24 protein-coding genes are annotated in these 27000 nt (G+C 48.7%); 22 read left to right on the top strand and 2 right to left on the bottom strand.

All coding sequences use genetic code 11. The features are described 5' to 3' along the window. Position 1 precedes the first annotated feature (1 nt). On the top strand, positions 2-643 hold the full coding sequence (locus AB432_RS19960; RefSeq protein ID WP_048033770.1) for an RsfA family transcriptional regulator: 642 nt from the start codon (positions 2-4) through the stop codon (positions 641-643). 86 nt (positions 644-729) lie between these two features. Here AB432_RS19960 and AB432_RS19955 read toward each other — a convergent pair whose 3' ends face one another. Next, positions 730-1197 (bottom strand): N-acetyltransferase, encoded by a 468-nt coding sequence (locus tag AB432_RS19955; protein WP_048033769.1) that lies wholly within the window; start codon positions 1195-1197, stop codon positions 730-732. Positions 1198-1473: 276 nt separating this feature from the next. On the opposite strand from AB432_RS19955, the gene AB432_RS19950 reads away from it, so the two are divergent. The 10 genes from AB432_RS19950 to AB432_RS19905 all read left to right on the top strand — a co-directional run bounded on the left by AB432_RS19950 (position 1474) and on the right by AB432_RS19905 (position 11498). Next, a complete protein-coding gene (locus AB432_RS19950) occupies positions 1474-2829 on the top strand; it encodes an acetyl-CoA carboxylase biotin carboxylase subunit (protein WP_048033768.1) in 1356 nt (451 codons plus the stop codon). Between the two features lie 34 nt (positions 2830-2863). Continuing rightward, positions 2864-3076: a biotin/lipoyl-containing protein gene (locus tag AB432_RS19945; RefSeq protein WP_048033767.1), complete on the top strand. Its 213-nt coding sequence runs from the start codon at positions 2864-2866 to the stop codon at positions 3074-3076. A gap of 51 nt (positions 3077-3127) precedes the next feature. Next, positions 3128-4027, top strand: coding sequence for a hydroxymethylglutaryl-CoA lyase (locus AB432_RS19940; RefSeq protein ID WP_048033766.1), 900 nt, complete (start codon positions 3128-3130; stop codon positions 4025-4027). A 38-nt stretch (positions 4028-4065) separates the two neighbouring features. Further along, a complete protein-coding gene (locus AB432_RS19935; protein WP_048033765.1) occupies positions 4066-4839 on the top strand; it encodes an enoyl-CoA hydratase-related protein in 774 nt (257 codons plus the stop codon). Positions 4840-4856: 17 nt separating this feature from the next. Further along, positions 4857-6395, top strand: a complete 1539-nt coding sequence (locus AB432_RS19930) for an acyl-CoA carboxylase subunit beta (protein ID WP_048033764.1) — start codon at positions 4857-4859, stop codon at positions 6393-6395. Between the two features lie 172 nt (positions 6396-6567). After that, complete coding sequence (locus AB432_RS19925) at positions 6568-7533, top strand: ketopantoate reductase family protein (RefSeq protein WP_048033763.1); 966 nt, start codon at positions 6568-6570, stop codon at positions 7531-7533. Further along, entirely contained in the window at positions 7530-7928 is a 399-nt protein-coding gene (locus AB432_RS19920; RefSeq protein WP_048033762.1) for a DUF3397 domain-containing protein, read from the top strand. The genes AB432_RS19925 and AB432_RS19920 overlap by 4 nt, the downstream gene beginning before the upstream one ends. Positions 7929-7980: 52 nt before the next feature. Further along, a complete protein-coding gene (locus tag AB432_RS19915; RefSeq protein WP_007717657.1) occupies positions 7981-8538 on the top strand; it encodes a helix-turn-helix domain-containing protein in 558 nt (185 codons plus the stop codon). 123 nt (positions 8539-8661) lie between these two features. Beyond that, positions 8662-10284 (top strand): bacillithiol biosynthesis cysteine-adding enzyme BshC, encoded by a 1623-nt coding sequence (gene bshC / locus AB432_RS19910; RefSeq protein WP_048033761.1) that lies wholly within the window; start codon positions 8662-8664, stop codon positions 10282-10284. A 161-nt stretch (positions 10285-10445) separates the two neighbouring features. Beyond that, entirely contained in the window at positions 10446-11498 is a 1053-nt protein-coding gene (locus AB432_RS19905; RefSeq protein ID WP_048033760.1) for an S-layer homology domain-containing protein, read from the top strand. 38 nt (positions 11499-11536) lie between these two features. Here AB432_RS19905 and AB432_RS19900 read toward each other — a convergent pair whose 3' ends face one another. After that, positions 11537-12799 (bottom strand): APC family permease, encoded by a 1263-nt coding sequence (locus tag AB432_RS19900; protein ID WP_048033759.1) that lies wholly within the window; start codon positions 12797-12799, stop codon positions 11537-11539. A gap of 129 nt (positions 12800-12928) precedes the next feature. Between AB432_RS19900 and AB432_RS19895 the strand changes: the two genes are divergently transcribed. The 11 genes from AB432_RS19895 to spoVE all read left to right on the top strand — a co-directional run bounded on the left by AB432_RS19895 (position 12929) and on the right by spoVE (position 26951). Then, complete coding sequence (locus AB432_RS19895) at positions 12929-13819, top strand: LysR family transcriptional regulator (protein WP_082196051.1); 891 nt, start codon at positions 12929-12931, stop codon at positions 13817-13819. Positions 13820-13913: 94 nt separating this feature from the next. After that, positions 13914-15173, top strand: coding sequence for an adenosylhomocysteinase (locus AB432_RS19890; protein WP_048033757.1), 1260 nt, complete (start codon positions 13914-13916; stop codon positions 15171-15173). A 151-nt stretch (positions 15174-15324) separates the two neighbouring features. After that, positions 15325-15756 carry a division/cell wall cluster transcriptional repressor MraZ gene (gene mraZ, locus AB432_RS19885; protein ID WP_007717680.1) on the top strand — a complete coding sequence of 144 codons (432 nt, stop codon included), beginning with the start codon at positions 15325-15327 and terminating at the stop codon, positions 15754-15756. 17 nt (positions 15757-15773) lie between these two features. Then, entirely contained in the window at positions 15774-16718 is a 945-nt protein-coding gene (gene rsmH / locus AB432_RS19880; protein ID WP_048033756.1) for a 16S rRNA (cytosine(1402)-N(4))-methyltransferase RsmH, read from the top strand. A 32-nt stretch (positions 16719-16750) separates the two neighbouring features. Next, positions 16751-17164, top strand: a complete 414-nt coding sequence (ftsL, locus tag AB432_RS19875; RefSeq protein ID WP_048033755.1) for a cell division protein FtsL — start codon at positions 16751-16753, stop codon at positions 17162-17164. 138 nt (positions 17165-17302) lie between these two features. Then, positions 17303-19792 carry a penicillin-binding protein gene (locus AB432_RS19870; protein WP_048033754.1) on the top strand — a complete coding sequence of 830 codons (2490 nt, stop codon included), beginning with the start codon at positions 17303-17305 and terminating at the stop codon, positions 19790-19792. A gap of 64 nt (positions 19793-19856) precedes the next feature. Then, on the top strand, positions 19857-21785 hold the full coding sequence (locus tag AB432_RS19865) for a stage V sporulation protein D (RefSeq protein ID WP_048033753.1): 1929 nt from the start codon (positions 19857-19859) through the stop codon (positions 21783-21785). A 152-nt stretch (positions 21786-21937) separates the two neighbouring features. Next, a complete protein-coding gene (locus AB432_RS19860) occupies positions 21938-23416 on the top strand; it encodes a UDP-N-acetylmuramoyl-L-alanyl-D-glutamate--2,6-diaminopimelate ligase (RefSeq protein ID WP_048033752.1) in 1479 nt (492 codons plus the stop codon). 42 nt (positions 23417-23458) lie between these two features. Continuing rightward, on the top strand, positions 23459-24430 hold the full coding sequence (mraY, locus tag AB432_RS19855) for a phospho-N-acetylmuramoyl-pentapeptide-transferase (protein ID WP_007717699.1): 972 nt from the start codon (positions 23459-23461) through the stop codon (positions 24428-24430). Continuing rightward, a complete protein-coding gene (gene murD, locus AB432_RS19850; protein ID WP_048033751.1) occupies positions 24427-25791 on the top strand; it encodes a UDP-N-acetylmuramoyl-L-alanine--D-glutamate ligase in 1365 nt (454 codons plus the stop codon). The genes mraY and murD overlap by 4 nt, the downstream gene beginning before the upstream one ends. Positions 25792-25856: 65 nt before the next feature. Continuing rightward, positions 25857-26951, top strand: a complete 1095-nt coding sequence (gene spoVE, locus AB432_RS19845) for a stage V sporulation protein E (RefSeq protein ID WP_048033750.1) — start codon at positions 25857-25859, stop codon at positions 26949-26951. The last annotated feature ends 49 nt before the right edge of the window (positions 26952-27000 follow it).

Genomic DNA, 27000 nt, shown 5'->3' with positions numbered 1-27000 from the left:
TATGGTAGCTTCCAGACAAGACGCATGGACCGAAGATGACGATCTAGTGTTGGCGGAAGTCACCTTGCGCCACATACGCGAAGGCGGCACACAGCTTGCTGCATTTGAAGAAGTGGGTCAAAGGTTAGGAAGGACAGCAGCTGCGTGCGGCTTCCGCTGGAACAGTTGCGTGCGCAAACGGTACGATGCGGCCATTTCGATTGCGAAAAGCCAAAGGCAGCAGCTGAAAAAGCTCGGGAGGATTCAAGCGCCGCCTCCTGTGGTGGCTGAGGTCGAGGTCGTCACGTTGCACACCAAACGCTCTGAGCCACCAGTAGCAGAGGTGCAAAAGTACGCGGATGTAGAGGAGCAGCAGATTGAAGCAGTCATTCGCATGCTCGTGAATCAAAAAGAAATGAGTCGTCGTTTGCGACAATTGGAACAAGAGTTGGAAGGAAAAGAATTGGAGTTAAAAGAATTGAAAGAAGCCCATGAACGCGCTAGAAAAGAGCTGGATCAGGTTCAGGGTGTCAATGATGACTACCGTGCCTTGGTACAGATCATGGAACGTGCACGCAAGCTTGCTTTTTTACAGGAAGAGGATTCCAACAAAGCGATCTTCAAAATGGATGAAAACGGAAACTTGGAGCGCGTAGAAAAATAAGCAGAAAGCATGAAAAAAGAAGCGGACATTAATCCGCTTCTTTTTGTTTACGCATTCATTTGTCATTCGTGTTGGGAAAGGGAGAGCTAGTCTTGTAGCTCTACGCTCTCTGGCAACCATACGTACGGGTTTTCACCACGGTCACGCATGAGGTTGTATTTCACAGGCGTGAAGCCCATTTTCAACCAAAAATCGTCTGCGCGACAGCGGGAGTTGGTTTTAATAGGAGCTCCAAAGCTCTTCGCGTGGTTGACCAAAGCAGTTCCGTAATCTTTGTGACGGTAGTCGGGCAGGACTTCGAGCTTCCACAGCTCATAATAGTCTTGCGCAGGTTGGAAGTAACGGTCGTATTTCCCGTCAATTTTGTAGAGGCTCATACGTGCTACCAGAAGATCGTTATCATAAATACCGTAAAATGGAGATTCCGAATCGTTTTCCACGATGTTCGCCTCCAGGTCTTCCTTCATAGAAAGCTCCTCCAGGCCAAATTCGCGAAACTTCTGGAATTCCTCCAGTGTCTTATAGTTGATTTGCAAACGTCTTACTTCAAACATGGTTAGCCACTCCTCTCACAGCTCTTTGCCTTGGCCACCTTTTGGCCCCGCCCCTTTATTATACACGATGATTGGCTTTTCCGAAGTGTTTTTCTTTTTTTATTGGAGGGATTGTCAGGAAATGATTTCGCTTCCTTGGAAAAATTTAAAATTTCATCCTAGAACTATGATCATTCTCGTGGCAAAATAGAAAGTAGCATCACATGATACAAACCAGGCAAACAATTTGGAAGCGCTTACGATTGTAGTCGGTTTGTCAAAGAGGGGAGCGTTGCCATGAATAAGGTATTAATCGCAAACCGTGGTGAAATTGCCAGACGAATTATCCGTACATGCAAGGCAAGAGGTGTGGCTACGGTTGCTGTCTATTCGGATGCAGACAAGGATCTGCCGTTTGTACGTGAAGCAGATGAGTCCGTCCATATTGGTCCACCACCTGTGCCACACAGCTACCTGAACGTAGAGGCCATTCTTGCAGCAGCGAAAAGCACCGGTGCCGATGCCATTCATCCAGGCTACGGTCTTTTGTCAGAAAACGAATCTTTTGCCCGCCGTGTTCTGGAGGAAGGTATTCTATTCGTTGGTCCGACCCCTGAGGTCATCGGTCAAATGGGTGACAAGCTGACTGCCCGCCATATTATGGAGGCTGCCGGAGTACCAGTCGTTCCAGGGTGCGAACAGGCAATCGATTCTCCAGATGAAGCAGCGGTCATCGCGTTGTCCATCGGGTATCCCGTAATGCTCAAGGCCAGTGCTGGCGGCGGAGGAATCGGGATGCACATTTGTCGGGACGAGGCCGAGCTGCGCCAAGCCTACCAATCGGCGAAAGGTCGGGCAAAAGCGTATTTTGGTAACGATGCGATGTACATGGAGAAATACGTGGAACGTCCTCGCCACATCGAAGTGCAGGTCGTTGCCGATCAGCATGGAAACGTCATCCACTTATTAGAACGGGAATGCTCCATACAGCGCAGACATCAAAAGGTGCTCGAAGAAAGCCCTTCGCCCTTTTTGGACACAGCAACGAGAGAGCTTCTGTGCAATGCAGCGGTTACAGCAGCGAAAGCAGTGGGCTACTCGGGAGTTGGAACGGTTGAGTTTATCGTAGATGAGCAAAAAAACTTTTACTTCTTGGAAATGAATACACGCTTGCAAGTAGAGCATCCCGTGACGGAAGAAATGACGGGTATTGACCTCGTGTCGCTCCAACTGGACATTGCCGATGGTCACCCGCTGTCGATCAAGCAAGAGGACGTCAAGGCTCTGCGCCACGCGATTGAACTGCGTGTCTATGCGGAAGACCCTGTCACCTTCCTGCCATCGCCAGGGACGATTACATTGTACCAGCCACCTGCATTCGAACATGTACGAATTGATGATGGGGTAGAGACGGGGACACAGGTGACTCCATTTTACGACCCGATGATTGCAAAGGTGATTGTATCTGGGGCGACAAGAGAAGAGGCTGTGCAACAGGCGCAGAGCGCTATGCATCATTTTCTGATTACTGGCATTAAAACGAACATTCCGTTTTTACAAGAAGTATTACAGGACGAACAATTCCGAGCAGGTAACTATACGACATGGTTCGTTACTGAGCGCGGAGCTGCGTCAAGCACGGAAAAACGCTAAGCGAAAAAAATGATATGTAAGGGAGAGACCATCCATGAAACAAGTAGCAGCCAATATGGCAGGAACTGTTATTAATGTCCTGGTACAGCCAGGAGACGAGATCACTGAAGGACAAGACGTCCTTGTACTGGAATCGATGAAAATGGAAGTTCCTGTACAGGCTCAAGCCTCAGGAAAAGTTGTGGAAGTAAAGGCGAACATTGGAGATTTTGTCAACGATGGCGATATCATTGTCGTTTTGGAATAGGATTAGAATACTTCTAAACTGAGCGACCGCTAGGCAAGGAGGTGACTTGTTGTGCGTGTGCAAATCGTGGAGGTCGGTCCTCGTGACGGGCTGCAAAATGAGAGCGCGATCGTTCCGGCAGCAGCAAAAATCGCGCTGATTCATAAGCTGATGGCAGCAGGCTTGAAGCGAATAGAAGCAAGTTCGTTTGTGAATCCGAAATGGATACCGCAATTGGCGGATGCAGATGAGGTCTTACAGGGGATCAATCGCAGTCAAGAGGTAACGCTTAGCGCATTGGTTCCAAATATTCGTGGTCTGGAGCGGGCGCGCCAATGCGGACTGACAGAGATTGCTCTGTTCATGTCTGCCTCTGAAACGCATAATCAAAAAAACATCAATAAACGGATAGAAGACACGTTTCCGATCCTGCGGGAGGTTGCCCGGGAAGCGCTGGCTCTCGGGATGAAAGTTCGCGGATATATCTCAACCGTGTTCGGTTGTCCGTACGAGGGAAACGTACCGCTGGACAATAGCCGCAGGGTGACAGAGGCTCTTTTGGAAATGGGAGTGTACGAGATTTCTCTCGGGGATACGATAGGGGTTGCAACGCCGAAGCAGGTTCATGAGGTTTTTAGAGAGCTTGTGAAAGATGTTACGAACGAGCGCTTAGCCGCCCATTTCCACGATACGAGAGGAACTGGATTGGCGAACGTAGCAGCAGCGCTAGATGAAGGAATCCGGATCTTTGACAGCTCAATCGGCGGCCTTGGCGGATGCCCGTATGCCCCAGGAGCTGCAGGCAACATTTCGACTGAAGATTTGGTCTACATGTTGCATGGAATGGACTATGAAACGGGCGTTGATCTCGAGAAGTTGATTGAGGCTAGTGCGTATATTGGGAAGCAGTTGGACAAAGAGCTCCCCTCAAAAGTGCTGCGGGCATCGCTTGCAAGCAAACCAGCTGGATGATCGGTATGTTCCACACATTCGCAAAGAGGGGGTAGAAGATGACGGTTTCCCTGCAAAGAGAGGGTGCAATTGGCGTACTAACGCTGCAACGGCCAGAAGTTTTTAACTGCCTCAATCTTGAAACGCTCGTGACACTGCGTGGCTTGATCAGTGAAATCAGCCATGATCGTGACCTTCGGACGGTCATTGTTACAGGTGCTGGTGACAAGGCGTTTTGCTCTGGTGCGGATTTAAGAGAGCGGCGCTCCATGTCACCACAACAGGTCGAAGTCTATATCCAAACGATTCGGGATACGTTCACAGAGCTGGAAAAGCTACCGAAACCAGTCATCGCGGCGATTAACGGGCTGGCACTGGGGGGCGGTACAGAATTGGCGTTGGCGTGCGATCTGCGGATCATGAGTGAACACGCCCAGATGGGTTTAACGGAGACATCGCTCGGGATTATTCCGGGTGCTGGCGGAACACAGCGTTTGCCTCGACTGGTTGGAAAAGGCGTCGCCAAGGAACTGATTTTTACGGCAAGGCGTGTATTTCCGGAAGAGGCACTGTCTATTGGGTTGATCAATCGGATTGTTCCCGCTGATCAGCTCATGGCGACAGCCATTTCTATGGCCGAGCAAATTTCAGCGAATGCTCCACTTGCCCTAGCCCAAGCCAAGTTTGCCATCGATTGTGGAGTGGAAGTCGAGCTAGCTAGTGGACTTCAAATTGAGAGCAACGCGTACAAGCTGCTCGTCCCGACGAAAGACCGCCTAGAAGGACTCGCAGCCTTTCAAGAAAAACGAAAACCGATATACCGCGGAGAGTGACGAGGGGGATTACGCTGATGACCAAACATTTGGAAGACACATTGCACGAAAAAATTGCCCAAGTAGTGCAAGGGGGCGATGCCAAGTATCATGACAAGCTCAAGGAGCAAAACAAGCTATTCGTCCGCGATCGCCTCAAGCTATTGTTCGATGACGAGTTCATGGTTGAGGATGGTCTGTTCGCGAATGTCATGGCAGGTGATCTGCCAGCGGATGGAGTTGTGACCGCAATCGGCAAGGTAAATGGTCAAACTGTCTGCGTGATGGCCAATGATTCGACAGTGAAAGCAGGGTCTTGGGGATCGCGAACCGTCGAAAAAATCATTCGCATTCAAGAGACGGCTGAAAAAATGCGTGTTCCTCTTCTCTATCTCGTCGATTCAGCAGGAGCGCGTATCACTGATCAATTGGAGATGTTCCCAGGCCGACGGGGGGCTGGGCGAATCTTTTACAATCAAGTGAAGCTCTCCGGCAAAATTCCACAAGTGTGCATTTTGTTTGGACCTTCTGCTGCTGGTGGCGCTTATATCCCAGCTTTTTGTGACATTGTCATCATGGTCGACAAGAACGCGAGCATGTACTTGGGCTCTCCGCGTATGGCGGAAATGGTGATTGGAGAAAAAGTGAGCCTGGAAGAGTTGGGCGGCGCACGCATGCATTGCTCCGTCAGCGGATGCGGCGATGTGCTGGCTGCCAATGAAGAAGAAGCGATTCAAGCAGCTCGTAGCTATCTGCGTTTCTTCCCGGCGAACTATACGTTGACGCCGCCGACTGCACTGGCGAAAGCCCCTGTGCCTACAGCAAAGGAAATCACGAGCATCGTGCCAGAGAACCAAAATGCAGCTTTCAATATGCATGATGTGATTGCAGCATTGGTCGACGAGGATTCGTTCTTTGAAATCAAAAAATTATTTGCCCAAGAACTGATTACCGGCTTGGCGAGACTAGATGGCAAGCCTGTCGGTATCATTGCTAATCAACCGCGTGTGAAGGGAGGAGTCCTGTTTGTCGATTCGGCTGACAAGGCGGCTCGATTCATTACGTTGTGTGATGCGTTTTCGATCCCACTTCTGTTCCTGGCGGATGTTCCTGGCTTTATGATCGGGACAGCAGTAGAGCGGGCAGGTATCATCAGACACGGGGCCAAAATGATCTCCGCCATGGCGGAAGCCACGGTACCGAAAATATCTGTAATCGTCCGCAAAGCGTATGGGGCCGGCTTATATGCAATGGCCAGCGCTGCGTTTGAACCAGATGCTTGCCTCGCACTGCCTGGTGCCCAAATCGCCGTAATGGGTCCAGAGGCAGCGGTCAACGCCGTCTACAGCAACAAAATTCAGGCGATTGAGGACCCGGCAGAGCGTCAAGCGTTTATTCAGGAAAAACGTAGAGAGTATCAGGAAGATATCGATCTGTACTTACTGGCATCCAACTTGATTGTTGATGCTGTTGTGCCTCCAAGCGAGCTGAGAAGGGAATTAATCCAGCGCTACGAGGTTTACAAGGAAAAGCGTCACGTTTTTTCAGACAGAAAGCATGCAGTTTATCCCGTATAGATCAGGGTTCAGGCTGTCGTCAAAAGGCGATAGCCTGATTTTTTTTACAGAAAATGTGTAAGAACCTAGGAATATTTCGATAATTTCGATCTTTTTTTGTGGCAATCAATTGAACAATCCCGAAAACTCTGTTATTCTTGAAAAATAAGCATTGATTAATGTGGGTGAACAAATGCTGCTAGAACAAAGGACGTGTCAGGTGGTAGTCATAGGTGGAGGGTCTGTCGGGCTGCTGTATGCAGCAAGGCTCGCACTTGCTGGACAACCTGTTACGATTGTTACACGCAGTTCACTCCAGGCGAATCAGCTAAATGAACGCGGGCTCAGCTTTCAAAAGCTGAATGGCGAAACAGTCACTGTTCCCGTCACTGCCAGCTCCATTGATGAAGGATTGCCTGAAGGGAATCTGTATCTGTTAACTGTAAAACAGCCAGATTTGCACAGCTTGCTTCCAGCTTTACAAAGGGTAGACCTTGGGGCAAGGGTGATCGCTTTGCAAAATGGCATGGGTCATTACGAATTGCTTCGAACCGTTCTAACGGAGACACAGTGCTTCTTTGCGATTAATACGGAAGGAGCAAGGAGATTGTCGCCTACAGAAGTCGTGCATACCGGTACAGGTACTTTGCGCGTAGGTTCTTGGGAGACTTCTGATTGCAGTGATCCACTGATTCGCTCATTTGTCGAGTGGGCGTTATCAACAGGCATGGAGGCTGTCTATGAAAAGACAATACAGCCCTTCGCTTGGCGCAAGCTCATCGCAAATGCGCTGATCAATCCGTTAACCGCGCTTTTTGAAATCCCAAATGGTGCTCTCCTCGAAAATCCACATACGCAACAACTCATGCGTGCTTTATTTGTGGAAGCAGCTACGGTGGCTGCGTATGCCGGACAAAAAATCGAGGATACAGACTTGCAGGAAATTGTCTCCATTTGCCGAAATACTTCCCGTAATCTTTCCTCCATGCTGCAGGATATAAAGAAGCGCAGACCGACGGAAGTGCAGTCTATCAACGGCTATCTCGTCCAAGTGGGACACAAGGCCGGGATTCCGACTCCGCTGCACGAAACCTTGCTTCGCGTTATCCTTCTTAAGTCAGACATGGGAATACGGAAGGAGGGAGGCGACAGTAGATGACCTTTTTGGCGAATGTCTGGGCCTATTTGTGGGGGACGCTGACGGTTGTGCCGTTTCTCGGATTTCCGATCGTTTATTTCAGCTTGTATGGAATGACGCGGAACAAGAAATTGGCAGGCCGCTTCGCGATAAATATCACGAATCTTTTGGTGATTCGTTCTGCCGTTTCCGCTTACGAACTGATCTGGCCAGAGGCTTTTTCCGCTTGGTGGTGGGTATTCTGCTTTTACCTGGTGGTAATCGTGCTCCTTGGGTGGGTACAGATGAAGTGGAAGGGACGGCTCTCCCTCAAAAAGGTAGGATTTTCGGCTTGGCGGTTGTCGTTTCTCTGGTTTGGAATCGTCTACATAGTGCTGTTTACGACCGGAATTATCAAAACGATGGGTGTCGTGTAAAGCACTGTTGATACATATCGTATTTATTCCGATAAGAAAGAAGGTTGGAACTATGCGACTTCCCATCGAGACCATCGGTCATAAGATTCGAATGATTCGGAAAGAACGCGGCTTTACCTTGGAAATTATGGCAGGCAAGACAGGGTTAAGCAAAGGTTTGCTGAGCCAAGTAGAGCGTGGAATTTCGCAGCCGTCGCTGGATTCGCTGTGGAAAATCACCAAAGCTCTGGAGTCACCGATTATTCATTTTTTCGAAGATATTGATCAAAAGCAGGTGCATGTGACTCGCTTGCAAAAACGCAGACAACTGGTCTTTCCTGAATCGACGGGCACTTATTCGCTACTCTCGATGGGAGGTAGTGCCAAGCTGGGGATGCTAGAAGTGCGACTGATGCCTGGAGAAATGGCTGTCGACAAGTTCGTGCAGTCAGAGGGAGAAGAGTGCTTCACGGTCATTACTGGTAGTGTGACAGCGCGCTTCAACGATGAAGAGCATGTATTGGAAGCAGGAGACAGTATTTCATTTGACAGCAGCAAAACACACTCAATCGAAAATACAGGAGAAACGGAAGCTTTGTTAATCTGGTCCGTCACCCCTCCGCAATTTTAATGCAAGCGCGAACAAGCCTGTATTACACTTTGACAACCCATTAAAGTGGGTTGTCTTGTTTTTTGTGGCTGTGGAGCATGTTATAATTTTGGTTGACCATGGCCCTAAGAAAGGTGAGCTAGCATGAATGTTGAATGTCTCGCGCTTCCATTGGCGAATCCGCTGGCACAGGAGTACCAGCAGCAAAATGCCTCTGCATTACAGTTTTTTGCACATAATCCCTACCGTGAACAGTCCTACCGAGAACGCGTGGAATGGCTTCAAAGTCAATCCTATCCTCACCGGAACCAGCTCGTGGAAGGCTTATATCATTTTAATAAAGAGATGGGTACTCACCCTGAAGCACTGAATAATATCGAGTTGCTCAAACAGCCTGACACCTATGTGGTTATCGGCGGTCAGCAAGCAGGAGTTCTGGGTGGACCACTCTATACGGTCAACAAAGCTGTTCATCTGATTCAGGCAGCGAAGAGGTTGTCTGCCGAGCTTCAGGCGAACGTCATTCCGGTGTTTTGGATTGCTGGCGAAGACCATGACATCGATGAGATCGATCATGTGTACTGGGCAGCGGACGATGGGAAGCGCCTGCAAAAAGAGCGACTGGCTCTGAACAAAAAGGGCCGCCAATCGGCAAGTACGCTCCCCTTGGAACCTGAGCTGTGTACGCAGTTCCTGGAAAAGTTTTTCCAGGGACAGACAGAGACTGCCGAAACCAAACAGATTCGTGAGCTGCTGACGCAGACTGCGGCAGATTCGCGTACAGTCGCAGAGTGGTTTGCCCGCTTGATGGCAAAACTGTTTGGCAAGCACGGTCTTGTTCTGGTTGAATCCTCGTTGCCGTTTGTTCGTGAACTACAGCAACCCATCTTTTCCCAGATCATTGAAAACAATGAGCAAATGGCAAAGGTGTTGCTACGGGCAGCGGATCGGATTTCAACGGCTGGCTATCCGCTTCAATTGCAAGTGGAAGAGCATCAAGCTAATTTGTTCGTCTATGAGGGCAATGATCGATTGCTGCTAGAACGTCACGGGGAGCGCTTTATCAATCGGAGACGTTCTTACAGTCGCGATGAATTGCTCAAGCAGGTTGCGGATTCACCGGAGCGTTTTAGCACAAATGTCGTTAGCCGTGGGTTGATGCAGGAGCATCTGTTTCCTACGCTTGCCTTCATTGGAGGTCCGGGCGAGATTGCTTATTGGGCATTTTATCGGGAGGTATTCGAGCTATTCGGGATGCAGATGCCGATCGTATTGCCTCGTATGTCCATTACCCTTGTAGAAGGTGCTCAACAGAGACTGCTGGAGAGCTTGGGGCTTTCTATTGAACAAGTTTTGACTGATTTCACCGCTTGGAAAACCGAGTGGTCGAAAAACCAGGGGCCACATCCGTTGGAGCAGCAATTCGCATCGGCACGGGAGTCGATCATGTCGATTTATCGTCCGTTGGTAGAGGAGGTTGTTTCTCTGGATGGCGGATTGCGTGGCCTGGCTGAGAAAAATAGTAAGCTGCTGCTAGAACAAGTATCCTTTTTGGAAGAGCGTCTGATTCGTTCGCTACAGCAAAAAGATGACGTGGAGCATGTGCGCGTCCAACGAATTGAGACCGCTTTGTTGCCTGAAGGTGGGTTGCAAGAAAGAAAGCATTCGTTTTTCCCGTTTGCAAATAAGTATGGTCTTGGCTTGATTGACCGATTGGTAAATGCGCCATTCGCGCATGATGGTACTCATCAACTTTATTACCTGTAAAATGCAGCACAAAATAGTCGGATCGTCCTAGAAGTGGACCCGGCTATTTTTTTGTTGTTTAAGCTGATGGAAAACTTTTCTTCCAATTATGCCGAAACTTTTCCGACAAATTCTGCGTCTTAGTAGTAATGGATTGTTTTAGGGGAAAGGTGGTACTCGGGATGCAGTTTACATTACAACAAATCGGGAAAAAAGCCACTCTACTAGTTGTTAGCTTGTCGGTTTTTTTGACGGGCATTGCAACTGCAGGATTGAAAACGGCTGACGCACGGGAAGAATACGTAGCCAATTCCCCTGCATTTATCGACACAAATGGACATTGGGCAGCAAAAGAAATAGGGATTGCGACCAAAAAAGGATTGATTAAAGGCTTTCCCGACGGAACCTTTAAGCCAGAGCAAACAGTGACGCAAGAACAGTTTTTATCCCTGATTGAACGCGTCATTCCTTCCTTTACAGGTCATGAGCCTGACAGCTTTATCAAAGAGACCTACTTGCAGGCTGCTGCGGGACGTTGGTCGGAAAAAACCTATCATCATTTGGCTTCAGCGGGTATCATGCCATCTGGGAAACCGACGGAAAGCATGACGCGGTTGGAAGCGGCAAGGACCTTGCTGGCAGCTATCGGGCATCAATCAGAAGGGGAAAAATATCGGGGAACGACAGCGAAGTTTTTCACGGATCTTTCGGTCGAAAATGAAGCACAGGTGATGACGGTCTACCCTGCCTATAAAATGGGGATTTTGGCTGGCTTTCCAGATGGAAGCTTCCGTCCAGATGACAAAATCAACAGAGCACAGGCAGTCGTCTTGTTAAATCGTTTGGAAACAAAAATTGATGAGCTGTACCCTGGCAATGTATCGGAAAGCGAGAAAAAGGCAATGACACAAGCGGTCTCGTCATTTGTAGGAGACGTGATGGATCAGCAAAAGATTCGTCGTTTTGATGACTTGGTCGCGTATGTAAAGAAAAACAATCTGCCTGTCAGCGAATCGTTTTTACGTGAGCATTTCTCATTTATGCAGTATGAAGTGTATGATTATGTCCGGTTTCCGCAATTTAATGAGCTGATGTACTTTGCAAAAATCGGAATGAATAAATACAGAATGACTGTTCAATATTACGCTGGAGATTTGGGAGGAAGTGTCGATCGCACGTTTTACCTTTCCTCGAGCGATGGCAAAACGTTTCGACTGATTGGAAAAGATGAATAAGAAAAAAGGCTGGGACATGTCCCCAGCCTTTTTTCGTGTCAGGCATGACGTTTTTGCCAGATAAAAAGGACGAGTGCAATCAAGAGCGGATAGAGAGCGGACCACCCCAAAAAAGGATAGAGTCCTACTGTACAAACGAGTGAAGTCCAGGAAGCGGTACGTCCTACGCGACTATTGCGCAAGAGTCGGACCCCAGCCAGACACCCGCCGATGTAAGTTGCAAAAAAGGTAGCATTGGGCAGTTCGATAAGTCTCGACAAGTCGATTACGTCGAAATAGAGTACACCGAGAACGACGACAAAACAAAGAGAGAGAAACAGAAGCCCTCCGGTTGGTGTCCGGTATTTGGCGTGAAGAGTACCAAACCAGCGAGGAGCGATCTTTTCTTGCGCCAACGAATAGGCGATGCGGGAAGCAGCACCAATGTAAGCGTTGGCTGTTGCGATACAAATGAACAAGGCAGTTACGGCTACAATCCATCCACCGATCGGACCCAGGGAGAGTTGAACCATGACACTGAGCGAGGCAGCGGAGATGCCGACCCCGTAGCTATGCGTAGCGACAGTCATAAAGGCAACGGCAAAATACAAGAGAGCGACGATTCCTGCACTCCACAAAACCCCGCGAATCGCGTTTTTCGCAGGATCGACGAATTCCTCTGAGAGATGCGTCACGGCTTCCCACCCAATGAAGCACCAGAACATCAAACCTGCTGCTTGCACGACACTCAACCAACCGTTTGGCATAAAAGGGGTAAAGTGAGTGACAGATGCATGCGGAATGCTTGCGACGACAGCCAAAATCAAAATCGTGATAATCAGCGAGACAACAAACGTTTGGACACGCGCAGCTACATGCAAGCCTACAACATTCATCATAAGGACAGCGAGAAGAAGCAGTGCAGCCGCCACATATACTTGCCACTCACTCCAGTTCAGCAGGATCGCAATGTAGTTGGCCCCTGTCACACTCAGGATCGGTGCGCCAATCGGGACAGACAAGAGAAAGAACCAGCCAACCATGTTTCCGAATTGATCTCCGTACGCTGTCCGTACAAATGTGGAGACGCCACCTGAGCTCGGATAACGAGCAGATAACAGCCCCATCGTAATGGCCATGGGCAGAACGAGAATAGACATGACGAGCCAAGCTAAAATGGAAGCAGGACCAGCCTTCTCGGCTGCGAGTCCGGGGATGAGCAGTACGCCGGAACCGATCACCGCCCCGATGTATAAGGCGACGATTTGCGGAAGTCGCAGTGTTTTGGCTAGACCGGGGGCTTGCGTGGATAATTTCCCCATGGGTAGATCCCTCACTTTTTTTACTTACCATGTCGTTGGTAACTGAAGTGTAGCATAGACTTAATCATCGGAGTTATCTATAATATTAGATAATTCAAATCGATTTTTTCGATGAAAAGAGGGGGAAATCTGGATACTCGTTATTTGCAAACATTCCGTGAAGTAGCAAAATGCCAGAGCTTTACACGTGCAGCAGAAATGTTAGGCTACGCGCAGTCGAGTGTAACAGCCCAAATTCAAAATCTGGAATCGGAGTTCGGTGTCAGCCTATTCGAGCGTTGGGGCAAAAAAATCAGGCTTACCCACGCAGGTGAAGTGCTGCTCGGTTACAGTGAACAGCTACAAGCCGTATTAGATGAGGCAAAAGCGAATCTGTCAGAGCAAGCACATCTGGCGGGAACATTGAGTATCGGAACAGTGGAGTCATTGGCGGCCTTTTATTTACCCCCTTATTTGCAAAAATTTCGCTTGGAGCAGCCGCGTATGCGGATCATGCTTGCGCCGGGTATCTGCCAAGACTTGAGACAAGGGGTAAAGGAAGGGAAGTTCGATTTCGCCTTTGTGCTCGATTGGCTCCAAGATCAATCTGAGCTGACAAATGTCGTTTTAGGTGAGGAAAAACTAGTTGTTGTTGCTGCACCTACCCATCCGCTGGCGAAAAAAGAGAAGGTAGAAACTCTCGATTTTACAGGGGAAACCTGGATTTTTACAGAAAAGGGATGCAGTTACCGAGGGATGATGGAATCGGTGCTGCGTGAAACAGGGGCCACTGTAGAGTCTTCATTTGAGTTCGGCAGTCTGGAAGCGATTAAACAGTGTGTTGCTTATGATTTAGGAATTGCATTACTGCCGAAAATTGCCGTACAGGAAGAAGTGAAAAATGGTACACTTGTGATACTCCCCTTTTCCCATCCGGATATCCGTGTTTTCCGGCAGTTGGTCTACCATAAAAAGAAGTGGATGCCACAGGCTTTGCTGCGCTTTTTGGAGCTGCTAACGGTAGAAAGCGCAGTGCCGTAAACTGCCGATAATAGGAAAAACAGGTGATGGTTGAACTTGCGTATGATATGATAGGTAAGGTTGCTTTATGAGATAAAAGGAGGTCCATCCATACATGAACACAGTGTCTGAAAGCATCGTAAAAGATATGTCGTTGGCACACAACGGCCATCTGAAAATTGATTGGGTAAAAGAACACATGCCTGTCCTTAACCGCATTCGTGAGCGCTTTGAAAAAGAGCAGCCGTTTGCAGGCCTGAAAGTTGCGATCTCCTTGCACTTGGAAGCGAAAACGGCTTATCTGGCAAAAGTAGTTCAAGCTGGTGGCGCTGAAGTAACCATTACTGGTTCCAACCCGCTGTCCACGCAGGATGACATTTGCGCAGCATTGGTAGAAGACGGTATTCGCGTATTTGCGAAATACAACCCAGATCCTGTTGAATACAAAGAGCATCTGATCAAAACACTGGAAACTCGTCCTGACCTGATCATTGACGACGGTGGCGACCTGATCACGATTTTGCACAGCGAGCGCCGTGATCTGTTGTCTCAAGTACGTGGTGGTGCAGAAGAAACGACAACAGGTATTCTGCGTCTGAAAGCGTTGGAGAAAGAAGGCAAGCTGGAATTCCCGATGGTTGCCGTAAACGATGCATTCTGCAAATACTTGTTCGATAACCGCTATGGTACGGGTCAATCCGTATGGGATGGTATCAACCGTACAACAAACCTCGTAGTAGCTGGTAAAACGGTTGTGGTAGCTGGCTATGGCTGGTGCGGTAAAGGTGTAGCGATGCGTGCAAAAGGTTTGGGCGCAAAAGTAATCGTAACCGAAATCGACCCAATCAAAGCGGTAGAAGCTTACATGGATGGATTTGAAGTAATGCCAATGCTCGAAGCTGCGAAGCATGGTGACTACTTCGTAACAGTGACAGGTAACCGCGATATCATCAGCAAAGAGCATTTTGCAGTGATGAAAGATGGCGCAATCTTGTCCAACGCGGGTCACTTCGATGTCGAAGTAAACAAGGTCGATCTGACTGCAATGTCGACATCTTCCCGTATTGTGCGTAAAGATATTGAAGAATTTGTCCTGGCTGATGGTCGAAAAGTGTATTTGCTCGCAGAAGGCCGCCTCGTGAACCTGGCTGCTGGCGACGGACATCCGGCTGAAATCATGGATATGACCTTTGCTCTGCAAGCGGTATCCTTGGCTTATGTCAATGAACAGTACAAAAACATTGGCAAGCAAGTGCTGAACGTACCATTCGAGTTGGATCAAATGGTGGCTCAGTACAAGTTGGAAGCTCTGAACATCGGAATCGACAAATTGACAGATGAGCAAAAATCTTACCTGGAAAGCTGGGTCGAATAGTCCCTCGAATCCCGTCTTTTCCCGGCAAAAAAATAAGCGAAAAAATCCTGCTTACAAACGCAGGATTTTTTTTTATAATAACAAATAGGTACCAGGTGGGGAAAAGTGGGGGAAAGTGGAGCCAAGCGACAGGAAAGTGGGGGACCAGGGCGTGTTCATGGGGGAATATCAGCACAGCATCGACGAAAAAGGCCGCCTGACGATCCCAGCCAAATTCCGTGAAGGGCTAGGCACTTCCTTTGTAATTACCCGCGGGCTGGACCAATGTTTGTTTGCTTATCCGCAAGATGAGTGGAAACAACTAGAGGAAAGACTCAAGTCTCTCCCATTTACAAAAGCAGATGCTCGCGCATTTACACGATTTTTCTTTTCAGGTGCCACCGAATGCGAGTGGGACAAGCAGGGAAGGGTAAACATACCACCCAATTTACGTGAGCATGCAGGCATGCAAAAAGAATGTGTGATCATCGGGGTGTCAAACCGTGTAGAGGTATGGAGCAAGGAACGCTGGGAAGATTATTTTGCCCAGTCAGAAGGCTCTTTTGGAGAAATTGCCGAAAAACTGGTTGATTTTAATTTGTAGCAGCGAGAAGAACAGGAGTGACGACATTGTCGTTTCATCACGTAACCGTTTTGATGGATGAGGCTGTCGCAGGGCTAAACATACGTCCTGGAGGCATTTATGTAGACTGTACACTCGGTGGAGCTGGGCATAGCAGCTTGATTGCTTCCAAGCTGACGGAGGGCGGTCGACTTATCGCCATCGATCAGGACGACTGGGCACTGGATAATGCCCGCGAAAGACTCGCTTCCTATATGGATAGAGTCACGCTGGTAAAGAGCAACTTCCGCCATATCAAAGACATTGTGAGAGATTTAGGCTTGGCAGGTGTGGACGGGGTATTGTTTGACCTCGGGGTATCCTCTCCGCAATTGGACGAGGGAGAGCGTGGCTTCAGCTACAATGCCGATGCGCCCTTGGATATGAGAATGGATCAACAAGCGTCTTTGTCCGCCTATGACATTATCAATGAGTGGGATGAAGAAGAGATTGCCAAGATCATTTGGCTGTACGGAGAAGAGAAATTTTCCCGGCGAATTGCCCGGCAAATCGTACAACAACGCAAGAAGCAGCCGATCCAAACAACAGGTGAACTCGTTGAGTTGATCAAGGAAGGAATTCCTGCTGCTGCGCGTCGCACCGGACCCCATCCGGCGAAACGCACCTTTCAGGCAATTCGGATCGCAGTCAATGATGAACTGGATGCATTCAAAGAGGCCGTCGTCGATGCTATTGAGGTTTTGAATCCAGAAGGTCGCGTAAGTGTCATCACGTTTCATTCATTAGAGGACAGAATCTGCAAACAAATTTATCAAGACTTTTCAAAAGGATGCACGTGCCCGCCAGCTTTTCCGATTTGCACATGCGGAAATAAAGCGGTAGTCAAAGTCATTACAAAGAAGCCGATTTTGCCATCAGAAGAAGAATTAGAAGCAAACAAGCGTGCACGATCAGCTAAACTACGGGTAGCGGAGAAGCTGTAGACCGGGATCGACGAGAAGGGGAGGGAGAAGCGATGAGTTATTACTACCGAGGAAATCTAGCTATGGAGTTGGAACAAAAATCCCGCTCTGTAACGAAAACAACAAAGCGCACGGTTCGAATCAAGCCAACGATTCCGACCGGAGAAAAATTGCTGTATCTCTTATTTATCTCGTTAACCGTTGTCGGCTTGGGTCTAGTGGGTGTCCGCTACTCGCAAATTTCTCAGTTGAATTACGAAATCCAAAGCACCAAACATGAAAATCGTGTGACGGCAGAAAAAAATTCAACATTGAAATTGCAAATTGAACAAATGACCAACCGGGATCGCCTGCAAAAAGAAGCAGAGAAGCAGGGGATGGTATACAATCCAGCAGCTGTACATACGATTGGGAAACCAGGAGTACAAGCGAGTTCTCTGCCTCAAACACAACCCCAAAAACCTTAAATGTTACTGCTCTGACGTGCGGTAACATTTTTTCTTAGATGAACCCGAGTCTACTCCTGACTCGGCTAGGTTGCGTTCGGTTCCCCTAAGCCTTTCTTGGGAGCCGGGCGATTTTTGATGCGACGGAGTTGAATGGAGATGGAATGGAAACGAAAAGTAAATTGGCGAATTCTCGTGGTAGCCTTATGCCTGATCTTGATCTTCTCTACGTTGAGCTTTCGAATTTATTGGATCCAAACGGCAGAGGCTGCCAGAATTATGGAAACTGCACAAAAGCAGTGGGACAGAGAACATGTTTTGAAGCCAAAGCGTGGAGCGATCTATGATCGAAACGGAGAGATTTTGGCGTATGAGGGTAAGGCATATACGGTAAATGCAAGGCTGAAGCCACTTGATGCGAGAGACGAAGATGTGGTGAAAGACCCTTACTACACAGCGAATATGCTGGCTCCGATTTTGAATGCGCCTGTTCAGGAATTGGTGAAGAATTTGACCAAGCAGAACAAAGTAGTGGAATTGGGGCGCTACGGTCAAAAGATCAGTGAAGAGCAAAAGAACCGCATTCTGGAATTGCAATATCCGAAGCTTCCTAGTGGAGAGCAAGTTAAAAAGAACCAGCTCCCAGGCATCTATTTGACTGAAACGACTCGCCGGATTTATCCGAATAACGCCTTCGCTTCCCATGTGATCGGTTATCTTGATTTGTATGATGAACCGAAAATGGGGATCGAGCTGCAATTGAACCCACAATTAGCTGGCGAAAAGGGACATATTTCCTACCAGAGGGATCGTGCAGGCTACCAGCTCCCAGACGGAGAAGGGGAGTACATTCCTGCAAAAGATGGCTTGGATGTTTATCTCACCATTGATCGCCAAATACAGGATTATGTTGAACAAGCGCTTGACAAGGTGGAGCAGCAGTACAAGCCACAGGGCATGACGGTTATTGTAGCCGACCCGCAAACGGGTGAGGTTTTGGCGATGGGCAACCGCTCGCAGTTTAATCCGAATACGTACTACAACGGGATTGCTAATTACAATAACCATGCTGTCACCACGATGTTTGAGCCGGGATCTACGTTTAAGATTATTACGCTTGCCGCAGCGATTGAAGAAAAAATGTTTAATCAGAATGAAACCTATCAATCAGGTGCTTATACCATCAAGGGGCAGATTCCGATCCGTGACCACAACAATGGTGCCGGTTGGGGAACCATCACCTTTTTGGAAGGGGTTCAGCGATCCAGTAACGTATTGTTCGCTAAGTTGGGTTATGAACGGTTGAAGCTGGAAGGTCTGAAGAAATACTTCAAAAAATTCGGGATGGGTGAAAAGACCGGAATTGAGCTTCCCTACGAGAAAGAAGGAAGTTTGATCAACCTGGAAAAACCTCGGTCACCACGTGACTGGGCCGCAACAACGTATGGACAAGCAGCGACGGTCACGGCGATCCAGCAGGTTGCCGCTGTAGGGGCGATCGCGAATGGAGGAGAGCTTCTAAAGCCTCATATTGTAAAAGAAATGCGTGATCCTCACACGGGAGCAGTCGTCAATCGCACGCAACGTGAGGTTGTGGAGCGAGTAGTAAGTGAAGCGACTGCGAAACAGACACGCGACATTTTGGGTAAGGTTGTCTCAGAGAAGCCCGGGACTGGTACACTCTATCAGATCGAAGGGTACCAAGTAGCAGGAAAGACGGGAACGGCACAAAAATATGATCCCAACACAGGGAAAATTATGGATGGCCGTTACGTTGGTTCTTTCATCGGTTTTGCGCCAAAAGACAACCCGAAGCTGTTAGTTTATGTCGTCATTGACGATCCGCAAACAGATGCATGGTACGCGCTGTGGGGGCAGATGATGCTCGCTCCCATGTTTACATCCATTATGGAACGCAGTCTTCAATATTTGCAGCAGCAGCCTGATTTGTCCTTAGTCAAGAATAAACAGATTGATAAGGCGAAGCCGAAAAAAGAAGCGCAGGCAGCACTGGCATCCTCGCCTGCTACACCGAAGACATTGCCTAAGTTTGAAGGGATGTCCACGACAGCTGCTCAATTGCGAGCGAAGCAGGACAATTTGACGGTAACAGTAGCCGGGACAGGTACGAAAATCGTCAAACAGTATCCGGAAGCCTATGATCAGGTCGTTCCAGGTGAACAGATCATCCTCGTAACTGACAGGGTAAAAGGAACGAAGATGCCTGATTTCAAAGGAAAATCATTACGGGACGTCATGGAGTTCAGCTCTTTGATCAATCTCGAAATGAAATCGACTGGAACTGGCTTCGTCACCCAACAAAGTATTCCTCCGGGAACGATCCTCCAGGGCACAGAGCTGCTTCAGGTGACGCTGCAATCCGTGTCGGAACCACCTGTGCCGACCACGCCTCCTTCAGGTCAGGAGGGCAGCACAGTGCCTGCTACAACAACACCAAACAATCCAGGGCAGAATGCTACTACAAATCCAACAGGTGGAAATAATCCGGCTCCACCATCTTCCGGTCAGCAAACTGGTTCTGGTCAACAAACTGGGCAAGGTGGAGCAGCACAGCCGCCAGCATCTGGACAGGCACCTCCTCCAGACAAACCAGGAGACCAGGCAACGCAAACACCGACAACTCCATAGTTCTAACTAGTCCCCCCTGCGAATAAGGTTAAGAAGAGACAACCTATTTGAGGGGGGACTCGCTTTGCGGGTATCCAATGCTACTGTACGCCGTCGCATTTTTATCATCTTGATTGTAGGAGTCGTTTTGTATTCGGCACTTGTCACCCGTTTGGGTTATGTCCAATTGATAGAAGGACCAAAACTCTCGCAAATGTCAGATGAACTGCTCAAGCGGGAAATTAAATTTCAACCCAATCGCGGTCGCATTCTAGACAGAAGTGGCAATGAGCTCGTGACGAATATGACCGTCCCCACATTGGTATCGGTAGGGGCTCAAATCAAAGACCCTAAAGAAACAGCGAGACAGCTCGCCGTCATTTTGGAGCAAAAAGAAGAAGATGTATTTCGCGCCATTACGAAAAAAGAAATGAGTAACAACCAGATTCCTGGTGGAAGAAAACTGTCTGTTGAAAAGGCGAGAAAAATACAAGAACTCAATTTGCCAGGTATATACTTGGCAGGGGATACGAAGCGTTTTTACCCGAACGGTAATATGGCAGCCCATATTCTTGGTTTCACAGGCATTGACAATCAAGGGCTGACAGGGCTTGAAAAAATTTATGATCCCTTCTTGATGGGGACTGAGGGGCATATCTCATTTCCGTCAGATGCCAAAGGGCGCGTACTGCCAGGTGGAACCGAAGACTACGTAGCACCCGTGAACGGCATGGACATGTATTTAACACTCGACAGTACCATCCAATCGTTTATCGAACGCGAGCTGGATCAGGCGGTCGTCGCGTATCAGCCAGATGATGTTCTGGCGATCGCCATGAATCCAAAGACAGGAGAAATATTGGGGATGGGAAGTCGCCCGACTTTTCAACCGGATGCGTACAGAGACTATCCTTCCGAGGTGTACAATAGAAATCTCCCTATCTGGAAAACATACGAGCCTGGTTCCACATTCAAGATTGTGACATTGGCAGCTGCTTTAAACGAAGGTGTCATCAATTTGAACGAGGGCTTTTACGATCCGGGATTCATAAACGTGGCCGGGAAGCGATTGCGCTGCTGGAAGCGGCAGGGGCATGGACAGGAAACGATGCTGGAAGTGGTAGAGAATTCTTGTAACCCTGGCTTCGTTACGATGGGCCAGCGACTGCAAAAAGAACGACTTTTTGACTACATCAAAAAATTTGGCTTCGGACAAAAGACAGGGATCGATTTGATCGGCGAAGAAAACGGGCTGTTATTCAACTTGAATAAAGTGGGACCGGTAGAGCTGGGTACGACTTCTTTCGGTCAAGGCGTATCGGTAACGCCGATTCAACAAATGGCTGCGGTCTCGGCTGCTATCAATGGTGGCAAACTTATGAAGCCGTTTGTCGCCAAAGAATGGCGGGATAGTGTGACACACGATGTCGTAGCGAGGACCTTGCCAACGGAAGTTCGACAGGTGATTACGGAAGAGACCTCCGCCAAAGTTCGGCATGCCCTGGAAAGTGTAGTCGCTCAAGGAACGGGTAATAAGGCATATATTGAAGGATATCGGGTAGGAGGAAAGACGGGAACTGCGCAAAAAGTAAAAAATGGCCGTTACGTTGACGGGGAATACATCGTGTCGTTTATCGGCTTTGCGCCAGCTGATGATCCACAGCTCGTCGTATATTTCGCCGTAGATAATCCGAAAGCACTGGCGTTTGGTGGATTGATTGCCGCTCCGAGTGTAAAAAGTATCATGGAATCCTCCCTTCAACATTTGAATGTACCGAAGCGAAAAGATGGCATCCCCAAGGAAATTAACAAAGCACTTGGAGAAAGGGCGCCAATCGAAGTACCAAACATGGTCGGACAATCCATGAGAGACGTAGTGACGACGTATGATACTCTGCCGCTAGTCGTTTCGGGTAAAGGTCAGTACGTCATCCAGCAGTCCCCTGCACCCGGAGTAAAAATTGATGAGGGCGGAAAAATTCGCATATACCTTGGTGACAAATTGACCAATTAGCTATAAAATGAGATTTCGAAGGCGGAGGGGAGTAGGCTTGTCTACGTTCGCTCTGCCTTTGTTCGTCAAGACTGCGCCTAAATGATCGGCGTAGCCAAGTACAAATGTTCAAATTTCTGTCTATACTAGTTGGAGAATGGGGTGCCTGTTTCATGTTTCTACGGGATCTGCTCATGCCTTTGTTGCCAGTAACGGTTTCGGGGGATGACAGCATGGAGATTACGGGTTTGACAGCAGACTCGCGCCAGGTAAAGCCCGGCTACTTGTTTGTCTGTCTGACTGGATATACCGTGGATGGACATACGTTCGCGGCCCAGGCGGTGAAGGATGGTGCCGTTGCCGTGTTATCCGAACAAGATCTGGACGTGCCAGCGACTATTGTCAAAGTACCGGATACCCGGCGGGCAATGGCTATGCTGGCTGATCGTATTTTCGGATCTCCTACGAAAGAAGTAAAAGTCATTGGCGTAACGGGGACAAATGGCAAGACGACCACTACGCATCTGATCGACAAAATTTTGAGCGATCAAAGCAAGCAAACAGGCTTAATCGGAACGATCCATATGAGAATTGGAGACGTAACGGAGGAAGTCAAAAATACGACTCCGGATGCCATAGATCTGCAAAGAAGCTTTCGTCGCATGTGCGATGTAAACACAGACTATGCGATTATTGAGGTTTCCTCTCATGCACTGGAGCTGGGAAGAGTCCGCGGTTGCGAAATCCATACAGCGGTTTTCACCAACCTGACGCAGGATCACCTCGACTATCATAAAACGATGGAAAACTATCGCTACGCCAAATCATTGTTGTTTTCCCAGCTGGGCAACAGCTATGACACAGACCGTTTAAAAACAGCTGTACTGAATGCGGATGATGAGGCGTCCGAATTATATGCTACCGTTACACCGGCGCGAGTCATTACATACGGCATTGATCAACCGGCAGATGTAAGGGCAAAGCAAATCGAAATCACCAGTAAAGGAACTTCTTTTACAGTCGAAAGCTTCGCTGGCAGTGCGCGTCTGAACTTGAAGCTGATGGGAAAGTTCAATGTGTATAACGCTTTGGCAGCCATCGCGGTTACACTCGCAGAAGGTATTCCACTAGAAGAAATCAAAGCGAGCCTGGAAGCAGTATCGGGCGTAAATGGGCGATTTGAAGCAGTAGATGCTGGTCAGCCGTTTGCCGTACTCGTCGACTATTCCCACACGCCAGACAGCTTGGAAAATGCGTTGATGACAGTCAAAGAATTTGCGCGTGGCAACGTATTTTGCATCGTTGGCTGCGGAGGCGACAGGGATCGAACCAAACGCCCAATCATGGCGCAAATTGCAACGAAATATGCGGATCTGACCGTCTTAACATCAGATAATCCGCGCTCAGAGGAGCCGCAGGCGATTCTCGATGACATGCTGGCTGGCTTGTCAGAAGTGGCACCTGATCGTTATACGGCACTGGCAGACCGACGCGAAGCGATTGCGCATGCCGTTTCGCTTGCAAAGCCGGATGATGTGATCTTGATCGCCGGAAAAGGACACGAAACGTATCAAATTATAAAAGACCAGGTATTGCCCTTCGATGACCGTGAAGTTGCGCGCGAAGCGATTGCCCGGTACAACCAAGAATAAAACAGATGCCACACACTGCATCGAAAGAAAGGAGGCTCGGGCATGTTCGTTGACAACGTCCTAATCGTCACGATCGTCGCTGCGTTTCTCATCGCCGTACTCATTGGCCCATTGTTTATTCCATTCCTTCGCCGCCTGAAATTTGGGCAGGCAATTCGTGAGGAAGGACCGCAATCCCATTATAAGAAGGCTGGAACTCCCACCATGGGAGGCACCATCATTCTTTTGGCACTCATATTTACCGTGCTGAAGTTTGCTAATGCGAAAATGGAAATTTACTTCCTGTTATTGGTGACTCTCGGATACGGTTTAATCGGGTTTCTGGATGATTTCATCAAAATCAAGAAAAAACGCAACCTCGGGTTGACCGCCAAACAGAAGTTTGCTGGTCAGATTGTCTTGGCAATCGGCGCTTATATTTTGCTGCTCATGATGGGGCATGACACGTCTATCCATCTGCCAGGTACACCGTGGAAGCTGGAGCTCGGCTATTTCTACTTCCCATTCCTGTTGTTCCTCTTGGTGGGTACAACGAATGCCGTTAACATCACAGATGGCGTGGATGGACTTTTAGCAGGGACGGGAGCGATTGCTTTTGGTGCTTATGCGATCATCGCATGGTTTGGTCAAGATTATGACACCGCAATTTTTAGTGCGGCTGTTGTAGGTGCGCTACTTGGCTTCCTCGTCTTCAATGCACATCCGGCACGCGTGTTCATGGGTGATACTGGTTCACTCGGACTTGGTGGAGCGCTGGCGGGAATTGCAATCATGACCAAGACGGAATTGCTCTTGGCTATTATCGGTGGGGTATTTGTTGTCGAGACGCTCTCTGTTATTATGCAGGTAGTCTCCTTTAAGACACGTGGAAAGCGCATTTTCCGTATGAGTCCCCTGCATCATCATTTTGAATTAACAGGCTGGTCAGAGTGGCGCGTGGTTGTCACGTTCTGGCTCGTCGGTATGTTCTTTGCTGGATTGGGTGTATACCTTGAGGTGGTGACAATCAGATGATGCGTTTTCAAGATAAGCATGTCGTCGTTATTGGTATGGCAAAGAGCGGTGTCGCAGTGGCAAAACTGCTACACCGCTTTGGTGCTCATGTCGTCGTAAATGATAAAAAACCACGTGAAGAAGCGGTGGGGATAGAAGAGCTGGAATCGTTGGGGATTCCGGTCATTTGCGGCTATCACCCAGATGATCTGATTCATGAAGGAGTAGCGCTTGTGGTTAAAAATCCGGGGATTCCGTATGAAGCGGCACCCGTCAAGCAGGCGCAGGCACTTGGTATTCCTGTGGTGACGGAAGTGGAGCTGGCCTCCCAGATTGCCAAGGCACCGATTATCGGCATTACAGGCTCCAATGGCAAGACCACGACCACTACGCTCGTCGGACTGATTTTTAAAGAAGCGGGTCTGGATGCGAAGGTAGGAGGCAACATTGGTACCGTGTTGTGCGGCCTGGCGGAGGAAGCTGGTCCCGATGAATGGCTCGTTGCCGAATTGAGTAGCTTCCAACTGATGGGGACAAGGGAATTCCGCCCGCATATCGGTGTTTTGCTCAATCTGTATCCTGCACATCTGGATTACCATCACACCATGGAAGAGTATTTGGCAGCCAAACTGAAAATGTTTGCGAACCAAACGGCAGATGACGCAGCTATCTTGCCATATGACCAACCAGAGATCGTAGAAAAATGTAAAGACCTCCCGGCAGATATCTACTACTTTAGCAAGAGTAAAGAGGTTCCAAAGGGAGCTTTTGTCAAGGATGGTTTGATCCTGCTTGCGGATGGGAATGGGAATACAGAGCCAATCGTAGCGATAGCGGACATTACCGTTCCTCATCTGGACAACGCTCTGGCGGCGATTCTAGTTGCGAAGCTCGCGGGCGCGGACAAGCAATCGATTATACAAGTTCTTACTACCTTCCCAGGGGTAGAGCACCGGATGGAGTTCGTAGATTCGATTCGCGGTGTCAAATACTTCAATGATTCAAAAGCGACCAACCCGGAAGCGGCATCGCGTGCCTTGCAAGCGTGCAAGGAGCCGGTTGTATGGATTTGCGGCGGGCTCGATCGTGGTGTTGATTTTCGGGAACTGCTACCTGTGATCCAAGGTCGGGTAAAAGCAGTCATCGCTCTCGGGCAAACGGCTCCAATTTTACTGGAACGTGCTCAGGAAGCAGGGATTAATGAGCGTATCCATGTCGATACTGTGGAAAAAGCCGTTCTTGCTGCTTCCCGGTTGGCCGAATCAGGTGATGTGGTCTTACTGAGCCCTGCTTGTGCGAGTTGGGACATGTTTCCTTCGTTTGAGACAAGGGGGAGCATGTTTAAGGACGGCGTGCATAGACTTAAAACAAGCCTAGCATAACGTCCCACTGTACCATCAAGAATATGACAAAAGCGGGACGGCATGAGAAAGGATGACCTGGCACAATGAGCAAGGTACGCTCTGCCCCCGACTTCGTAATTATTTTTGCAACACTTTTTTTATTGGGAATTGGCATCGTGATGGTGTACAGCGCCAGCGCGATCGTGGCGCAAAAGCCGCCATTTTCTGATCCGTATTTTTTTGCCAAGAGGCAACTGATCTTCGCTCTGTTAGGGATTACATCCATGTACATTACGATGAATATCGACTACTGGGTGTGGAAGCAATGGGCCAAGCCAGGGTATTTGATGAGCATCGGTTTGTTGATTCTGGTTTTGATCATCGGGATTGAAGTAAATGGCTCGAAAAGCTGGCTTGGTTTTGGAGCTTTTGGTATTCAGCCGGGTGAATTTGCGAAGCTTGGCGTCGTTGCATTCTTGGCGAGGTGGCTCGCAGATAATCAGAAGCAAATTGTCTTGTTCCGAAAAGGTCTTATGCCTGCCTTGGGAATCCCAGTTCTTTGTTTTGGCTTGATCATGCTACAACCGGATTTGGGCACAGGAACGGTTTTGATGGGAACAGCAGTTGTCATGATTTTTGCTTCAGGTGCACGGATCAGTCATTTTGTCGGATTAGGAATGATCGGAGTTGCTGGCTTCATCGGCTTGGTTTTGTCAGCACCTTACCGAATTAAAAGGATTACGTCCTTCCTCGATCCGTGGTCTGACCCGCTCAATACCGGCTATCAAATCATCCAATCCCTTTACGCAATAGGTCCCGGCGGTTTGTTGGGTCTTGGTCTGGGGCAAAGCAGACAGAAGCACTTGTATCTTCCTGAGCCTTACAATGATTTTATATTCTCGATTGTCGCGGAGGAGCTTGGCTTTATCGGAGGCACGCTCATACTCCTGCTTTTCCTCCTCTTGTTGTGGAGGGGAATGCGGACGGCGATTACGGCTCCAGATTTATTCGGAAGCATGCTTGCTCTAGGGATCATCGGCATGATTGCCATCCAGGTGGTCATCAATATTGGCGTGGTGACAGGGATGTTTCCGGTGACAGGGATCACGTTGCCGTTCTTAAGCTACGGTGGTTCATCATTGACACTGATGCTCACTGGTGTAGGTGTCTTGTTGAACATCTCTCGTTTTTCTCGATAAATAGAAACCTCAACAGGGAGTATGCAATAAGCAAGAAAATCAGCCTATT

It is taken from the genome of Brevibacillus brevis (assembly GCF_001039275.2).
Lineage (GTDB): Bacteria > Bacillota > Bacilli > Brevibacillales > Brevibacillaceae > Brevibacillus > Brevibacillus brevis_C.
This window is presented reverse-complemented; position numbering and strand designations above follow the sequence as displayed.

Excerpts from the sequence above, each read along its gene's own strand:
- AB432_RS19860 (WP_048033752.1), top strand. The coding sequence starts at position 21,938 with ATGTTTCTACGGGATCTGCTCATGCCTTTGTTGCCAGTAACGGTTTCG.
- AB432_RS19900 (WP_048033759.1), bottom strand. The coding sequence starts at position 12,799 with ATGGGGAAATTATCCACGCAAGCCCCCGGTCTAGCCAAAACACTGCGA.
- AB432_RS19890 (WP_048033757.1), top strand. The coding sequence starts at position 13,914 with ATGAACACAGTGTCTGAAAGCATCGTAAAAGATATGTCGTTGGCACAC.
- mraY (WP_007717699.1), top strand. The coding sequence starts at position 23,459 with ATGTTCGTTGACAACGTCCTAATCGTCACGATCGTCGCTGCGTTTCTC.
- spoVE (WP_048033750.1), top strand. The coding sequence starts at position 25,857 with ATGAGCAAGGTACGCTCTGCCCCCGACTTCGTAATTATTTTTGCAACA.
- AB432_RS19870 (WP_048033754.1), top strand. The coding sequence starts at position 17,303 with ATGGAATGGAAACGAAAAGTAAATTGGCGAATTCTCGTGGTAGCCTTA.
- AB432_RS19960 (WP_048033770.1), top strand. The coding sequence starts at position 2 with ATGGTAGCTTCCAGACAAGACGCATGGACCGAAGATGACGATCTAGTG.
- bshC (WP_048033761.1), top strand. The coding sequence starts at position 8,662 with ATGAATGTTGAATGTCTCGCGCTTCCATTGGCGAATCCGCTGGCACAG.
- AB432_RS19920 (WP_048033762.1), top strand. The coding sequence starts at position 7,530 with ATGACCTTTTTGGCGAATGTCTGGGCCTATTTGTGGGGGACGCTGACG.
- AB432_RS19935 (WP_048033765.1), top strand. The coding sequence starts at position 4,066 with ATGACGGTTTCCCTGCAAAGAGAGGGTGCAATTGGCGTACTAACGCTG.
- AB432_RS19915 (WP_007717657.1), top strand. The coding sequence starts at position 7,981 with ATGCGACTTCCCATCGAGACCATCGGTCATAAGATTCGAATGATTCGG.
- AB432_RS19945 (WP_048033767.1), top strand. The coding sequence starts at position 2,864 with ATGAAACAAGTAGCAGCCAATATGGCAGGAACTGTTATTAATGTCCTG.
- AB432_RS19930 (WP_048033764.1), top strand. The coding sequence starts at position 4,857 with ATGACCAAACATTTGGAAGACACATTGCACGAAAAAATTGCCCAAGTA.
- AB432_RS19925 (WP_048033763.1), top strand. The coding sequence starts at position 6,568 with ATGCTGCTAGAACAAAGGACGTGTCAGGTGGTAGTCATAGGTGGAGGG.
- AB432_RS19955 (WP_048033769.1), bottom strand. The coding sequence starts at position 1,197 with ATGTTTGAAGTAAGACGTTTGCAAATCAACTATAAGACACTGGAGGAA.
- ftsL (WP_048033755.1), top strand. The coding sequence starts at position 16,751 with ATGAGTTATTACTACCGAGGAAATCTAGCTATGGAGTTGGAACAAAAA.
- murD (WP_048033751.1), top strand. The coding sequence starts at position 24,427 with ATGATGCGTTTTCAAGATAAGCATGTCGTCGTTATTGGTATGGCAAAG.
- AB432_RS19950 (WP_048033768.1), top strand. The coding sequence starts at position 1,474 with ATGAATAAGGTATTAATCGCAAACCGTGGTGAAATTGCCAGACGAATT.
- AB432_RS19905 (WP_048033760.1), top strand. The coding sequence starts at position 10,446 with ATGCAGTTTACATTACAACAAATCGGGAAAAAAGCCACTCTACTAGTT.